Genomic DNA, 15201 nt, shown 5'->3' on the forward strand with positions numbered 1-15201 from the left:
ACGTCGCGACAGTCAGACCGGCAGCCTCCATCTGCAGAGGAGTGGGCCACCGTGACCGGTGGGCCGACCGGCTCGGTGTGCGCCCGCGTCATCCGCCCTCTCGGTTCCACCGAGATCACCGCCGAAGCCGATGTACTCCGCCTGGATCTCGCCCGGCGTCGTACTGCGCTTGCCGGTCTCGGGCCTTGCGACGCTCGCCGGCGCTGGGGAGCCTCCGGGCTGTCCTTGCCGCCAGCGCTCGCGGACCACTCGCCGGCGTCCAGACAGTAACCCTGCAGGGCTCCATCATGGGTTGATGAAGATGCTGCTCCGGGTGGCGTGGGTGCTGGTGTCATCCACAGTGGTGCTCTTCGTGGCATATCGGTGGCTCAATGGCTGGCTCAGCCCCGACGCCGAGTACAGCCGGACCGCTCATGCCATCACCGCGGTCGCCGCGGGCTCGGCGGTGACCGGCATAGTGTTGCTCACCGTCCGCTTCCTGGACTGCCGGCCGGCCTCCCACATCGGCGCTTCTCCGTTTACTGGGCGCTCGTTCGCACTCGGGTACGCGGCCTGGCTGTTGCCGGCGATGGCAACGCTCGGCGCCCTGGCCGCACTGGGCACCACCAAGTTCACCCTTCACGTCCCCCTGCCACAGCTACTACTCACGATCCTGCTGCAGATGGCACTCGTCTTCGCGCTCGAAGCACTCCCGGAGGAACTCGCCTTCCGCGGCTACATCCAAACCAACCTGGCCGAACGCCTCGACACTGCTCAGGCAATCGGGGTCCAGGCCATTCTCTTCATGACAGCCGCGTTGGCGCTGCGAGGCTACAACGGTCCGGCCGAGTCGCTACGGTTCCTGGCGGTCGGCCTCGCCCTCGGCTACATCCGCAGCATCACCGGCACGATCTGGACCGGGGTAGGTCTCCACGTCTCCTTCCAGACTGTCGCCCAACTCTTGCTCTCCCCCGAACAAGGCAGCTCGATCTCCTTCACACCGGGCGGCTTCCTGCCAGAAACGATCGCCCTCGGCATCATCCCGTTCACCGCAGCGATCATCATCATCGGATCCACCCATCCCAGGCCCACGACCACCCGCGCCACGCCGGCCGCCGATTGACCCCGCGGCCGGTACTACGCGATCGAGGTTCTCCAGCACGTACCGCTTCATCGGCGCGGCGCCGCCAACCCTGCAACCTGACCCTGTCCGTACTACGTGCTGACGCCCAACACTGCCAGTCATGGTCTTGAACCTGGGCACTACCGAACTCGCCGACAGCCTGTCTCGCCTGAAAGACGAAGCAACCGGTTACTCGCCATTGGCTGCCGTCAATCGTCGGGTGTCGTAGTACTGGGTGGCTCGCCAGTCTCAGCCAGTTCCTGGATCCGACGACGCAGCTTGCCCGGCCAGCGCCACTGGCCGATCATCAACGGCACGTAGCATGCGGCGGCGAGAAGGCGCCACGGCGATTCGAAGGCTCCGACCACACTGGCGACGGAGTCGGTCAGGCCCGGCCTTGACAGTGCAGGCAACGAGCCTGCCGCCATCTTCGCCCAGCTTGCGGTCGAGCTGTACGACTTCGACGGAGTCGAGGAGACCGTGGAGGGAGTGGTCGAGTTCGCCCTGGACGCCTTGGGCTGCTCCCACGTCGGGGTAGCGCTTGCTGTCAGCGGCAATCGCCCCGAGGTGCCGGCGGCCACCGACTCTGTGGTCGCCCAGATCTACCAGTTCCAGATGGCCGCCGGCGACGGGCCGCTGGTCGCATCGATGCGGGAACATGTCCCCCTCCTGATCCGCGACACCGCGACGGCACACGCTGGCCGGACTGGGCAGCAAAGGTGCTGTCCCTCGGTGTACGCAGCGTCCTGGACGTGCCGCTGACCACAGCTGAAGGCACTGTCGGCGTGCTCGGCCCCTACAGCACCGAACCTGACGGTTTCAGACAATGGGCATCCTGATGGAACGCTTCGACCTCGCCGCCGACCGAGCTTTCGAAGTACTCAAACGCCACTCCCAGGACACCAACACCAAACTCCGCGACGTCGCCGCCCAACTCGTCGCCAGCCGGAAACTGCCGTCCTGATCCCCTAAGCCCTCTACCGACGCGGTCCAGGTCGCGGCCGACGCCCTGATCAGAGGAGCTCGGTGGAGTGGCGCTTCACCAGGTGACTGGTGGTGAGGTGGGGGCCGGCCGGGAACGGGTCGCCGTCGATGGCGGCGACGAGGAACTCGGCCGCCTTCCGGCCGAGGCCGGCCAGGTTGAGATCGACCGTGGTCAAGGGCGGCCGGGCGGACTCGGCCATCACGTCCCAGTTGTCCATGCCGACCACGCCGACGTCCTCCGGCACGCGGACGCCCACCTCGCGGAAGCCCTCGAGCAGGCCGCGGGCGATCTGGTCGGACGCGCAGAAGACACCGTCGAACTCGTGTCCGCCACGTGCCAGCCGCAGCGCGGCCTCCCGGCCCCACCGCTCACTCCACTCGCCGTACAGCGGCTCGCCGGCGAGAGTCAGCCCTTCGGCGGTCAGGGCGTCCTCCACACCCGCCAGCCGCCGCCGTACGGCGGCGTGCCGGATCGGGCCGGTGATGTGCGCGATCCGGCGTCGACCGGTCTCGACCAGATGCCGTACGGCGAGCGCGGCGCCATCCCGGTCGTCGTGCAGCACCGAGAGGTCCCCCGGATCGTCCGACTCGACCAGCGCGTAGATCACCGGGATGCCGAGGTCGCGGCCCAGTGACGGGCGGACCGTGCTGTTGCGGCCGGTCACGATGATGCCGTCGACGCGGCGGTTCAGCAGGCTGCGCACATAGTGCTGCTCGCGGATCGCATCGCCGCGGCTCTCGCACAGCAGCATGCCGAGCTGGCCGGGACCCAGCACGTCCTCGGCTCCGGTCAGGATCGGGATGGTGAACCGGCCGATGCTGTCGGTGGTCAGGATGCCGACCAGATAGGTTCGCCCGGACGACAGGCTGCGGGCGGTCAGGTTCGGGACGAAGCCGAGCTCCTCGGCGGCCGCCAGCACCCGGTCCCGCGTCGCGCTCGCCAGCTGACCGCGACCGTTCAGTGCCTTCGAGACCGTCCCCGGCGAGACGCCCGCGCGCTGCGCGACGTCGGAGACCGTGACGGACCGCTGCCGGTTGGCGGCCATGCCCACCTCACTTCCACCTCGGGTGACAGCGGCATCTTACGCTGCCGGAAACATTTCCGTCCATTTCCGCTGTGCATCCTCGCTCGGAGCTCTTGACGCCTACAACTGCAGGGTTCTAGCCTGCGGAAACCGATAGCCGAAATTTCCGCAGCGGGGTTCATTGAGCCCACTCGCCCCGACAGGCAGCCGGCCGGCGAACGAGAACGGAGAAGTTCCATGTCCCACACCGTGCCTTGGCGCGCCGCCGTAGCGGCGGCCGCCGCACTGGTCCTCGCCGCCTGCGGCGGGCCGTCCGGATCGAGCGGTTCCGGAGAAGGGCCCGACAACGGCACGCAGCTCACCATGTGGGTGCGGCACACCGAGGGCGAACCCGTGCAGAAGCTGGTCGACCTCTACAACCGCACGCACCAGAACAAGATCAAGCTCACCGTCATCCCCGGCGAGTCGTTCCAGCAGAAGGTCGGCGCCGCCGCCGGGGCGCGGTCGTTGCCCGACATCCTGGCCTCCGACGTGGTCTACTCGCCGAACTACGTCGACCAGGGTCTGTACCGCGACATCACCGACAAGGCGGAGGATCTCCCGTTCAAGGACAACCTCGCGCAGGCACACCAAAAGGTCGTCACCCGCGATGGGAAGGTCTACGGCCTGCCGCTGCTGGTCGACTCCTCGCTGCTGATCTACAACAAGGATCTGTTCACGAAGGCCGGGCTGGACCCGGAGAAGCCGCCGGCGAACTTCGACGAGATGTACCGCTACGCCAAGGCGATCCGCGGCCTCGGCGGCAAGACGTACGGCTTCTACTTCGCCGGAAACTGCGCCGGGTGCTTGGCGTACACGCTGATGCCGTTCACGGCCGCCGCCGGTACGCCGCCGGTGGCCGAGGACGGCAAGAAAGCGCAGATCGACAGCCCTGCGCTCACCGCAACCGCGGACCTGTACCGCCGCTTGTACGCCGAGGGCATCGTGCCGTCCGGCGCGAAGACCGACGACGGCGCCACCTGGACCGCGGCGTTCAACGCCGGCCAGATCGGCATGATCCCGGTCGGCACGTTCAACTTCCTGGCCCTGGCGAAGGGGGCGAAGTTCACGTGGGGCGTGGCACCCTTCACCGCGCCGAACGGCGGGGCCACGTCGACCTTCGTCGGCGGTGACGTCGTCGGGGTGACCAGCACGTCGAAGCATCCGGAGCAGGCGCTGGACTTCCTCACCTGGTCGCTGACCGACGAGCCGCAGCTCGAGGTCTGGGCGAAGAACGGCTTCCTCACGCCCCGCTTCGACCTCGCGGAAAACCAGTACACGGCCAAGGACCCGGCCCGGGTCGCCGCGATCAAGGGACTGAAGAACGGCTACACGCCCGCCACGCTGCCGTACGGGGAGATCTTCAACAACGCGAACGGTCCCTGGCTCGCGGGCCTGCGGGGTCACATCTTCAACGGCAACTCCGCCGCACTGCCCGACGCCCAGCAGAAGATCCAGAAAATCATCGACGAGGCCGACTGAGGTCGGCGGAGGATCGCGCAGATGGCCACCCTCACCTCCCTGCAACCCCGCACGGACACTGCCGGCCGCGATCGGCGCCGCCCCGGCCGGCGTCGTATCCGGAGGCCGGCTACCGGGATGCTGTTCGTCGCGCCGCTGGCCGTAGTCGTCGCAGTCATCTTCCTCGTCCCGCTCGGCGTGCTGATCTTCATGTCCTTCCACGACTGGCCGCTGCTCGGCACGCCGCAGCCCAACGGGGTGGAGAACTACGCCGACATCGCGTCGAACGAACTGTTCACCGGCGCCATCCGGTTCACACTGCTCTACACCGTGCTGGCGACGGTGGTGATCTTCGCGGTCTCCTTCGTGCTGGTGGCCGTCGCGGCCTCGCCCCGCCGGGGCGCCCGCTTCTACCGGACGGCGTTCTTCCTGCCCTACGTGGTCGGTACGGCGGCGGCCGCGCTGATCTGGTTCGCCTCGGTCAACGACCAGAACGGCATCGCGAACGACGTCCTTCAGCGCCTCGGCCTGACCGACGGACCCTGGGGATTCCCCGACACGCCCGGCAAGGCACTGTTCACCGTGCTCTCGCTGGTCGTGTGGAAGTTCATCGGCTTCCAGGTGCTGGTCCTGCTCGTCGGTCTGCAGTCGATTCCTGCCGAGTTGCACGAGGCAGCCCGCGTGGACGGCGCCTCCACCTGGCAGCGGCTCCGGTACATCACGCTGCCGTACCTGCGGCCGACTCTCGCTCTGCTGCTGATCCTGTCGATCACCGGCTCGCTGCTGGCGTTCGACCAGTTCCTCGTGCTCACCAAAGGCGGCCCCGACAACAGCACGATCACGGTGATGTTCGCCGTCTACAACACCGCCTTCCAGGAGTTCGACCTCGGCAAGGCGGCAGCGCTGTCGGTGGTGCTGCTGGTAGCGCTGGTGATCCTCAACGCCGTACAGCTGAAGTTCCTCCGGCCGAAGGACGACTGACGATGACAGCCCTGACCCCGCCTCGGCGACCCCCGCTGGTACGGCGCCGCGCCGCCCTGGCCGGGACGAGCTATCACCTGGTCAGCGGGATCCTGGCCGCGATCTTCCTGGTGCCGCTGATCTGGGTGGCGCTCAACTCGATCAAGTCGCCCGAGGAAGCCAACCAGCAGCCACCGACCTGGCTCCCGAAGTCGTTCTCGGTCGGCAACTACCGCCAGCTCGCGACGTACGGCGAGGGCATCGGCGTGTACCTGCTGAACAGCGCGGTGGTGTGCGTGCTGGTCGTCGCAGGCACCGCTGTGGTCACGGTCCTGGCCGGCTACGGCTTCGCCCGCTACGAGTTCCTCGGCAAGCGCCTGCTGTTCGGCTCCACCCTGCTGATCCTGATGGTGCCCTACGCAACGATCCTGTTGCCGCTGTACATCGTGCTCGGCTGGTTCGGCCTGACGAACACCGTGATCGGGCTCGCGCTCGTGCTGGTGATGTTCCAGCTGCCGTTCGGCGTCTTCCTGATGCGCAACAGCTTCGAGTCGATTCCGCGCGAGCTCGAGGAGGCGGCGCTGGTGGACGGCTGCAGCGACCTGCAGGCGCTCCGGCACGTCTCGTTGCGACTCGTCTCGCCCGGCATCGTCACTGTGGCGCTGTTCTCGTTCATCGCCTCGTGGAACGAGTTCCTCGCGCCGCTGATCTTCCTCAACGACGGCGAGCGGTACACCCTCCCGGTCATGCTCGTCAGCCTGCAGTCCGGCGCGTACGGCGTGGTGGACTACGGCGCGCTGCAGGCTGGCGTCGTCCTGGCCGTCGCCCCGGTGCTGCTCGTGTACCTACTGCTACAGCGCTACTACGTCTCCGGCCTCGTGAACGGGGCCCTGCGCGGATGACCTGGCCACTCGACTTCGAAGGACGCTTATGAGCACCAGTCACGCCCAGCTCCACGAACTCCCACTCGGCGCCGTCCGGCCCCGAGGCTGGCTCCTCAAGCAGCTTCGCCTGCAGGCTGCCGGCCAGACCGGCCGGCTGGAGGAGATCTGGCCCGAGGTAGGACCCGACAGCGGCTGGCTGGGCGGTGACGGCGAGTCCTGGGAACGCGGCCCGTACTACCTGGACGGCCTGGTCCCGCTGGCCTACGTCCTCGACGACGCCGACCTGCAAACCAAAGCGCAGAAATGGATCGAGGCGATTCTCGGCAGCCAGCGCGCCGACGGGCAGTTCGGGCCGACGCACAACCTGGACTGGTGGCCGCGGATGGTCGCGCTCAAGGTGCTCACGCAGTACGCCGACGCCACCGGCGACGAGCGGGTGGCGCCGTTCCTGCGGCGGTACTTCGAACACCAGCGCCAAGCCCTGCCCGAGCGCCCGCTGAGCAGCTGGGGCGAGGCCCGCGGCGCCGACAACGTGCTGTCCATCATGTGGCTGTACGACCGAACGGGCGAGGACTGGCTGGTCGACCTGGCCCGGACCGTGCTGTCCCAGACACACGACTGGACTCGCTTCCTCACCGAGGAGCTGCCGGCCGGCGTCACGCCGTACTTCCGCCATTTGACCCACGGACCCAACGTCGCGATGGGGCTCAAGACCCCGGCGGCGGCGTACCTCGTCGACGGCGAGGACCGTCATGCCACCGACACGGCGCGGATGTGGCAGAACCTCAGCCGGCTGCACGGCCAGGTACACGGGATGTTCTCCGGCGACGAGTGGCTCGGTGGGCCGGAGGCCCACCACGGCGTGGAGACGTGTCAGGTGGTCGAGCTCATGTTCACGCTCGAGCAGCTGGCGCGCGTCTTCGGCGACGGTCGCCACGGTGACCTGCTGGAGCAGATGGCCTACAACCTGCTTGCTGCCAGCAACGATCCGCGGATGCTCGCGCACCAGTACCACCAGCAGGCCAACCAAGTCCTGGTCAGCTTCGCCCAGCGCGACTGGAGCTTCAGCGGTCCGGACGCCAACGTGTTCGGGCTGGAACCACACTTCGGCTGCTGTACGGCGAACCTGCACCAGGGCTGGCCGAAGCTCGTCCGCGCGCTGTGGATGAGTGGACCGGACGAGGCGCTGACCGCGGTGGCGTACGGTCCCTGCACGGTCGACGCGGACATCGCGGGGCATGCTGTTCGCTTGGACGTCGACACGAGCTACCCGTTCGACGAGACGATCCGGATCACCGTGTCGTTGGACGAGCCACACGACTTCGCCGTCCGGCTCCGCATTCCGGCCTGGTGCGACAGCGCCGCCCTCATGGTCGCGGGCGAGCAAGTGGCCGTGGCGCCCGGCGGGGACGGCTACGTCACGATCCAGCGGACCTGGCACGACAGCGACACCGTCGAACTGACCCTGCCGATGCAGCTGCGGACCGTGCCTCGAGAGTCCGGCGCGGTCGGCCTCCGCCTGGGACCGCTGGTCATGGTCCACGCGATCGAGGAGATCTGGCGGCCCGTGCCGGACCACGCCGGCCTGGGCGAGTGGGAGCTCACCCCGCGGAAAGTGTGGAACTGCGGCCTCTGGCTTGACGAGCCGGGCGGCGGCGTCGACTCCTGGCCGGTCGAGCGCCGCCCAGTATCGGACGTACCGTTCGACGCGGAGGCGGCGCCGGTGGTGATCCGCGCCCGCGGGGCCATGATCCGCGACTGGACGCTGCGCGAGGCCTCCGCGGCTCCCCCACCGCCGAGCCCGGTGGTCACCACGATGCCGGTCCTGGATCTGCCACTGAAGCCGTACGGCAGCGCCCGGCTCCGAGTCGCGGAACTTCCGACCATCTCGCCCCCACCAGACGCCGAGACACACTGAGCGACTGGACCGCCCGCATGCTCGACTGGCTCCGGTGAGCCAGTCGAGCAGGAGTCGCTGTCGGGAGCCCTCGACCGGACTGAGATGCCCAGTCCCTGGCAGGCCATGCAGTTCGGTGAAATCTGTCATCGCCAGCTCCATTGCAGCCATCTGCGACTGCCTCCCCATGCTCACCTGCAGCCCACCACTCATCCGGAAGACGAGCTCGGCTTCCAGCCGCCAGACCCATCCTCCGCCGCCAGAGAAACCCGCTCGGGCAGAGCCAACGCTACCGAGACGCGGCTCATCGAGCCGGTGACGCTGTCACTTTCACCGAACTACCCAAGGTTGGCAATTTCGAGTTGACCGATGCCGGCCGCGACGCATGGCGGGTAAGTCGTGATGAGGTCGCACGGCTACAACGCATTTAGTCATGGTCAGCGATCGGCGGCGTTCAGACGGGCGGCGGTCCGCAGCGAGTCCAGCACGTAGGTGGGCACGCGCAGGCCTTGCCGTTGGGCCCAGAGCAACTCGAGTTCCAGCCGACCGATCTGCTCGGCGTACCGGGTGATCCCCGTTCGCCATCGATCGTGATGCCGAGGTTGTGCATGACTGCACCGCACTCCGCCCACTGCTTCTTGGTATAGGCGCCGACCGGCTCGAAGGTCTGCCGCCGCAGCGTTCTGACCAGCCATTTCCAGCAGCCAAGGTGAAGCTTGTTGTACGCGAGAATGGCCGACTGTTCGGTCGCGACGCCGGTCAGGTAGTACATCATCGGAGTCACGTCCTGTGCCGGGTTCCAGCGCCCGAGCGCACCCAGTACCCGGAAACTGAACGACACGTGGGTGAGGTCCGGCATCGCCGGCGGCAGCCCAACCAACAACTGCAGCTAGCCCGACGGGCCTACCCATCCGGTACGGCGGCTGATTCGAACCAGTGGTGTTGGACAACCTTCAGGAGGTGGCCGGGATGACGAAGTCGATGCTTGAACTGGCGCTGGATCGCAGCCATACCGGCGGACGGGCACTCGCTGCCCCGGCCCACGCTCCGGAAGCCGGCCGGAGTGACAGGCGGCATGAGACCGACTGGTTCTACGCGATCACCGCGCAACACCTCGCCGCGGCCGGAGACGTGTTGTTGCCGCATGTGCGGCGCCTTCCCGGCGGTCGTCGCCACGTCGCGGCGTACGTCCATCAGGTCCGGCAACTGGAAACCGCGCTGCGATTCCTCAAGGCCCGCCAGTACGGCGACGGCCGGGCGCAGCATCTCCGGCACAGCGACGTCTGGCGGGAAATCGATCGGCTGCTAGCCGAGCACGAACAGCTCGAGGCCAGGTATGTCCAACTGCTCAACGCGAAACTCACTCCTGCGCTCCTCGACAAGGTGGCGGAGCAACTATCCGCCGCTGAACAAGTCGCACCGACTCGTGCACATCCGCACTCACCACACACCGGGCGCGCCGGTCGCCTGACGCACCGGATCTGGCGACTGCCCGACTCGACCTGGGACGACCTCGAAGGACGTTTCATCCCCACGATCTACACCCAGCACCCCCACCGCGACTCCGCCTACTCGAACTACCTCCGCGGAGGCCAGATCCCCCAACCGGCAATCCAGCCGGCCAAGCAGGCCACGGACGTAGCGTGAAGATTGCCAACTGCATCGATCGCTCGGATGAACTCATCCAATTCAGCCTGCCGATGGCTGACGGGCAGCCAGCCAGTTCGACGGACCTTCGCGATCGGCTCCCGTAGCCCGAATGCGGCCGCTGGGACCGACCTCGAGCGAACGATTCCCGGTGGTGAAGGCGGGCTCCTATCGAGCCTTGGCGACGACATCGGCGACGACGCCGGCTGCGACGTCGTGCAGTTTGATGTTGCCGGCTTGTGAGGTTCGGACCAGGAACGCGAAGGCGCGCTCGGGGTCGAGCTGGTAGCGCTCCATCACGATACCGACCGCTTGGCCGATGCCGTTGCGGGTCTCCAGCGCCTTGTTCAACGTGTCGTCTTGACGGCTCCAGCCCAGCGCGGCCGCGGCAAGGCTCGCGAACAGCATCGCCAACTGGCGGTCCTCGATACCGATGCTGTGCGGCTGTTCGGAGTACAGGTTGAATCCACCGCGCACGTGCGGTTCCGCGGCGAACTGGAACGCCAGTTGAGAGCCGATGCCCAGTTCGCCGGCGGCACGAGGCCCGTACATCGGCCACCGCAGGTCCGAGCTGACGTCATCGACTTGAACGACGTGCTCCTCCAGCACGGCCTCCAGGCACGGGCCCTCGCCGAGCTCGTACTGCAGCTCGTCGCATCGAACCGCGACGTCGTCAGTAGGAGCCAGGGTCTGGATCTTGCCATCGCTGCTCGTGACGGAAATGCTCGCGTGATCGACGCCCGAGGTGGCCACGACGACCGCCGCGGTGATCCCCTGGAGGGTCTCCTCGACGTCCATCGGATACCGCAGCGACAAAGCGACCCGATCCATGACAGTGATGAGTTCCGGCAGCTCCACGACGTCGGTCCGATCTCAGCCCCTCCACCTTGGTGGTGGGACTGGGAGGTGTTGAACCGAAGATGCCTCAGCTGACCGCTGAGGCGAGAAACCGCCGGCAACTCCACGCTACTCCCACCGGCCACTCTTAGCGCTCAATGTCGGGGCCGAGGAGGATCGGAACAAGATTGAACGACTCTGCGCGGACCGCGTCCGGATGTGTACTGCCGAGCACCGATGGGCACCGTCCCGCTGCGGCTCCAGGGCTGGCTGTTCGAGACCCCGTAGCCGAGGTCTCGGCGTTGAGAAGCCAGCGTCGGGACCGCTCAACCGCCTGGCCGGCGTTCGGGTCCGGGCGAGATCGGTTCACCGCAGATCGCGCGTCTTCACAACGGGGCAAGCCAAGGCCAGTTCCGCCGTACTGCGGCACCGTCTGCCCGAGGCCAAGCGACGTTCCACCGGTGCGACACGGTGCTGTTGGTGACTATCCGCATGCAGATCTCCAGTTCCGGGTACCGAATTGTTGCCCTGAGCTGCATGTTCAGGGTCGGCAAGTAGAAGACCCGGTCGCCGCCTCTACCCCCCACGCGGCCGGGTCTTTCAATGCCCCGGGGCCGATCTCGCATCATCAAGTGCGCTCGGCCAACTCCGACCGGAGCGCCGCCGCTGGTCACCGTTACCTATTCGACACCGGTACGCCGAAACGCTTCGATCTCCTGACGCGATAGGTCAGCCGGGAGGAATCGGGAATTGATGAGGCGCTGCCGGTATCGCTGCCATCGGATCCTCCCGCCTGGCTCGCCTGTCCAGCCCTCCCCGTGTGGCTGGACAGGCGACTCACCAACCCGCCCCACGATCCGTTGCAGGCGTCGTAGCAAGAAGATGCGGCTGGGGGGTCTTGAACGGCAACTGGATGACGTGAGCCGGCGTCCAGGTGTGGGCTGGACAGGCGGACCAGGCGAATCAGTTCGGTTGTGCGGGGCGGTCTCTCGATGATTCGCGTTGGCGGAAAGGCGTTGGCCTCCGAAATGCCGTGGCAGGCAGGCCACTGGTCCAGGAGCCCGGGCGGTTCTGCTTGCCGGTCCGTCCGACCCCGGCACCTGGAGATGTCCACGCCCGCCACGTCGGTCACCCCTCGAACATTTGCAAAGCGGCGCTGCAGAATTGCACCGCTTTTCGCGGGCCGCATCGCCGTTATGGCTGACATTGTCCGGTGAAGTGCCGTGTAACTTCATCCATGTCATTTTGTCCTCAACGAGTCACCAATAAATTGCCTTCCGTCATGCCATATTGCGCGGTAGTGTCTCCTCAATCACTGTCCGCAATGGGGGCGGATCACAGTTGGTCGGATGATTCGTTGGAAGAGCGGACGATAACCGGTACAGGGGGTGTCGGGTATGGGGTCTGAGAGCCGTGACTACAAGGGCCATCGAATCGAGTTGGCTAGTCGCGAAGAGTTGGATGCTGTCCACGAAGAGGGACTCGAACTGCGCATCGACGGTGAGCCGGTCAGGTACGGCCGAATGCCGAGCGGGCGGTATTTCATGCACGATTACGCCTACGACTGGACCGACGACCTGTTCGATCTCGCCGAGAGGCGGATCGATTACGAGGCGGAGGCCGCCAAGGTCCGGCGCGGCAGGGTCGGGTAGGAGGCGGCCATGGGAACCCGCAAGAACTACCGGCGCCTCACCGACGACGAGCGCAACCGCTTCGTCCAGGCGCTGCACCATGTGAAGACCAATGGGGTTATTGACGACTTCGCGAGAGTGCACGCGGCCCACCAGAACATGGGCATCCATGAAACCTCACACTTCTTGCCGTGGCACCGCGAGTTCGTCCGCCGCTTCGAGGTGGCACTTCAAACGTTCGACCCTAGCGTTTCGATCCCCTATTGGGACTCCACCGTCGACAGAAGTCCGTCGGACCCACTGTGGGATCCGGACTTCCTCGGCCAGTTCGACCAGCCGTGGCGCCTCAACCGAGCGTTAGGGTCGGACACACTGCCGACCCAGGCTCAGGTCGAGGCGAATCAGCAACGGGACAGCTATGAGGAATTCTGGCCGGAACTGGAAGGCGACATCCACAATCCACCGCACCGGTGGGTCGGCGGCGTCATGGCTGGGAGCTCTTCTCCCGGTGATCCGATATTCTTCATGCACCACGCCTGGATCGATATGCTGTGGGTCCGGTGGCAGATGAAGCACCGCGACGCACCATTTGTCGCCAGCCGTCCGGGTGTAGGCGTGAATGACGCCATGATGGAGTGGCCCGATCGCACTCCTGCCCATGTACTCGATCACCGTGCCCTGGGCTACGACTACGACATCGAGCAGCGAGCGTTCACCTGGCTGCACAATGTTCCGAGCTGGAACGGTCATGAGGTCGCGGCCGGCACGAGTCCGACGAGCTGGTACACGCTGACCGACGACTGCCAGCACATCGCCTACGTCGGCACCGACGGCAAGATCCACGAGGCGTTCTTCCGCTACAAGGGGGACGATGCGTTCACCTGGCTGCCCAATGTTCCGAGCTGGAACGGTCACGAGGTCGCGGCCGGCACCAGCCCCACCAGCTGGTACACGCCGACCGACGACTGCCAGCACATCGCCTACGTCGGCACCGACGGCAAGATCCACGAGGCGTTCTTCCGCTACAAAGGGGACGGCGCGTTCACCTGGCTGCCCAATATTCCGAGCTGGAACGGACACGAGGTCGCACCCGGCACCAGCCCCACCAGCTGGTACACGCCGACCGACGACTGCCAGCACATCGCCTACGTCGGCACCGACCAGAAGATCCACGAGGCGTTCTTCCGCTACAAAGGGGACGATGCGTTCACCTGGCTGCCCAATATTCCGAGCTGGAACGGACACGAGGTCGCGGCCGGCACCAGCCCCACCAGCTGGTACACGCCAACCGACGACTGCCAGCACATCGCCTACGTCGGCACCGACCAGAAGATCCACGAGGCGTTCTTCCGCTACAAAGGGGACGATGCGTTCACCTGGCTGCCCAATGTTCCGAGCTGGAACGGACACGAGGTCGCGGCCGGCACCAGCCCCACCAGCTGGTACACGCCGACCGACGACTGCCAGCACATCGCCTACGTCGGCACCGACCGCAAGATCCACGAGGCGTTCTTCCGCTACAAAGGGGACGGCGCCTTCAAATGGGACCACAACGTTCCGAGCTGGAACGGACACGAGGTCGCGGCCGGCACCAGCCCCACCAGCTGGTACACGCAGACCGACGACTGCCAGCACATCGCCTACGTCGGCACCGACCAGAAGATCCACGAGGCGTTCTTCCGCTACCGGTGACTCCACAGGACCAGGAGTGTCCGATCGACAGCCACGTACGCGACGCTGACCCACCACGGCATGCGAAAGGGTCTCAGGAAGCCATCCAGCGGCTTTCCTGAGGCCCTCGTGGTCGGATGTCAGTGCTTTGGTTTCACTGCGACGGGATCGACTCCGCTCGCTGCCCACCTAGCTGCGGCGGCGGCCCGTAGCGCCAAGCCCCAGCCGATCACGGCCCGCACACCCTCCAGGTACCCCGACCGCGGCGGGCATACCAGCCGTATGACAGCCGTCGTCGACAACAGCAACAGCGCCCGGCCTCCTCATTGCGCCACACCGATAGTTTCGGCGTCGCCCCCGAGCTCCGCCCCGGTCGACGCCGCCAGCGGTGCGTGTTCCGGTCTCGATGGTTCAAGACCTCCGGGGCAGAGGGGCCTGGTGGTCAGGTGAGCAACCAGCAGGTACCAGCCGGGCCGACCGGAAGTTGGTGAAGTGGAATTCTGTCAGCCGATGCCTGCAGATGGATTGAGCACCGACGACGAGACTGCGCGGCTTCGATGCTGGGTCGGTGGCGACGGGGGCGCGGATAATGAGCTGGGTGACGGAGCTGGTCGGGTTCGCGGCTGGTCTGTGGGATGCCGGCATGGTGCCGAGGCCGCCTGCAAGCTATTCGCCCGTGGTGCCGTCGATGCGTTCGCGGAGGAAATCTGCGTGGCCATTGTGGCGTGCGTACTCTTCGATCATGTGCAGGTAGATCCACCGCAGCGTGTAGTCCTCGCCAGGACTGGCCTCGTCGAGACCGCGCCCGGCCACCGCCGCGCGTGACCGGGCCACACTCGCCTGATAGCTGGCCAGGTCGTCCGCGGCCCGCGTGATATCGACGTGGCCGCTTTCCGTCGAGCCGTAGTCCCAGAAATACTGGTGGCCGGGTTGGCCGTCGTACGAATGGAACCAGGCCTCGACTGCCGACAAGTGCCGGATGAGGCCGAGCAGCGACAGCGTCGACGGCGGCACTGACCGCAGTGCCAGCTGCTATCTGGCTGGCGGAGTGGGCCGACGGGTA

At 66.6% G+C, this 15201-nt stretch carries 15 protein-coding genes; 10 read left to right on the forward strand and 5 right to left on the reverse strand.

The window, feature by feature from the left end:
* The first annotated feature begins 51 nt into the window (after window positions 1–51).
* The gene (locus tag ACQPYM_RS27160) at window positions 52–270 is read left to right on the forward strand and encodes a hypothetical protein (protein ID WP_433005645.1); all 219 of its coding nucleotides are present in this window, start codon (window positions 52–54) and stop codon (window positions 268–270) included.
* Between the two features lie 25 nt (window positions 271–295).
* Window positions 296–1102 (forward strand): lysostaphin resistance A-like protein, encoded by an 807-nt coding sequence (locus ACQPYM_RS27165; RefSeq protein ID WP_433005648.1) that lies wholly within the window; start codon window positions 296–298, stop codon window positions 1100–1102.
* A 209-nt stretch (window positions 1103–1311) separates the two neighbouring features.
* Here the strand turns inward: ACQPYM_RS27165 and ACQPYM_RS27170 are convergent, their stop codons facing one another.
* Complete coding sequence (locus tag ACQPYM_RS27170) at window positions 1312–1683, reverse strand: hypothetical protein (RefSeq protein ID WP_433005651.1); 372 nt, start codon at window positions 1681–1683, stop codon at window positions 1312–1314.
* A 245-nt stretch (window positions 1684–1928) separates the two neighbouring features.
* Here ACQPYM_RS27170 and ACQPYM_RS27175 point away from each other — a divergent pair, with 245 nt between their 5' ends.
* Entirely contained in the window at window positions 1929–2066 is a 138-nt protein-coding gene (locus ACQPYM_RS27175) for an ANTAR domain-containing protein (RefSeq protein ID WP_433005654.1), read from the forward strand.
* A 49-nt stretch (window positions 2067–2115) separates the two neighbouring features.
* Here the strand turns inward: ACQPYM_RS27175 and ACQPYM_RS27180 are convergent, their stop codons facing one another.
* Complete coding sequence (locus ACQPYM_RS27180) at window positions 2116–3132, reverse strand: LacI family DNA-binding transcriptional regulator (RefSeq protein WP_433005657.1); 1017 nt, start codon at window positions 3130–3132, stop codon at window positions 2116–2118.
* Window positions 3133–3348: 216 nt separating this feature from the next.
* Here ACQPYM_RS27180 and ACQPYM_RS27185 point away from each other — a divergent pair, with 216 nt between their 5' ends.
* The 4 genes from ACQPYM_RS27185 to ACQPYM_RS27200 are packed head-to-tail and all read left to right on the forward strand — an operon-like array spanning window position 3349 to window position 8373.
* Window positions 3349–4632: an ABC transporter substrate-binding protein gene (locus ACQPYM_RS27185; protein WP_433005660.1), complete on the forward strand. Its 1284-nt coding sequence runs from the start codon at window positions 3349–3351 to the stop codon at window positions 4630–4632.
* Between the two features lie 21 nt (window positions 4633–4653).
* Window positions 4654–5592, forward strand: a complete 939-nt coding sequence (locus ACQPYM_RS27190; RefSeq protein ID WP_433005663.1) for a carbohydrate ABC transporter permease — start codon at window positions 4654–4656, stop codon at window positions 5590–5592.
* 2 nt (window positions 5593–5594) lie between these two features.
* On the forward strand, window positions 5595–6473 hold the full coding sequence (locus ACQPYM_RS27195; RefSeq protein WP_433005666.1) for a carbohydrate ABC transporter permease: 879 nt from the start codon (window positions 5595–5597) through the stop codon (window positions 6471–6473).
* 28 nt (window positions 6474–6501) lie between these two features.
* Window positions 6502–8373: a beta-L-arabinofuranosidase domain-containing protein gene (locus tag ACQPYM_RS27200; protein WP_433005669.1), complete on the forward strand. Its 1872-nt coding sequence runs from the start codon at window positions 6502–6504 to the stop codon at window positions 8371–8373.
* A gap of 433 nt (window positions 8374–8806) precedes the next feature.
* Here ACQPYM_RS27200 and ACQPYM_RS27205 read toward each other — a convergent pair whose 3' ends face one another.
* A complete protein-coding gene (locus ACQPYM_RS27205; protein ID WP_433005672.1) occupies window positions 8807–9211 on the reverse strand; it encodes a hypothetical protein in 405 nt (134 codons plus the stop codon).
* A gap of 110 nt (window positions 9212–9321) precedes the next feature.
* Here ACQPYM_RS27205 and ACQPYM_RS27210 point away from each other — a divergent pair, with 110 nt between their 5' ends.
* Window positions 9322–9999 (forward strand): hypothetical protein, encoded by a 678-nt coding sequence (locus ACQPYM_RS27210; protein ID WP_433005675.1) that lies wholly within the window; start codon window positions 9322–9324, stop codon window positions 9997–9999.
* A gap of 168 nt (window positions 10000–10167) precedes the next feature.
* Here the strand turns inward: ACQPYM_RS27210 and ACQPYM_RS27215 are convergent, their stop codons facing one another.
* Window positions 10168–10830: a GAF and ANTAR domain-containing protein gene (locus tag ACQPYM_RS27215; RefSeq protein WP_433005678.1), complete on the reverse strand. Its 663-nt coding sequence runs from the start codon at window positions 10828–10830 to the stop codon at window positions 10168–10170.
* 1403 nt (window positions 10831–12233) lie between these two features.
* Here ACQPYM_RS27215 and ACQPYM_RS27220 point away from each other — a divergent pair.
* Together ACQPYM_RS27220 and ACQPYM_RS27225 are read left to right on the forward strand one after the other, a co-directional pair.
* On the forward strand, window positions 12234–12488 hold the full coding sequence (locus ACQPYM_RS27220) for a hypothetical protein (protein ID WP_433005681.1): 255 nt from the start codon (window positions 12234–12236) through the stop codon (window positions 12486–12488).
* A 9-nt stretch (window positions 12489–12497) separates the two neighbouring features.
* Window positions 12498–14159, forward strand: a complete 1662-nt coding sequence (locus tag ACQPYM_RS27225; protein ID WP_433005684.1) for a tyrosinase family protein — start codon at window positions 12498–12500, stop codon at window positions 14157–14159.
* A gap of 645 nt (window positions 14160–14804) precedes the next feature.
* Here the strand turns inward: ACQPYM_RS27225 and ACQPYM_RS27230 are convergent.
* The gene (locus ACQPYM_RS27230; protein WP_433005687.1) at window positions 14805–15152 is read right to left on the reverse strand and encodes a DUF664 domain-containing protein; all 348 of its coding nucleotides are present in this window, start codon (window positions 15150–15152) and stop codon (window positions 14805–14807) included.
* Window positions 15153–15201: the final 49 nt, after the last annotated feature.

The organism is Kribbella sp. CA-294648, from assembly GCF_050943845.1.
Taxonomy (GTDB): Bacteria; Actinomycetota; Actinomycetes; order Propionibacteriales; family Kribbellaceae; genus Kribbella.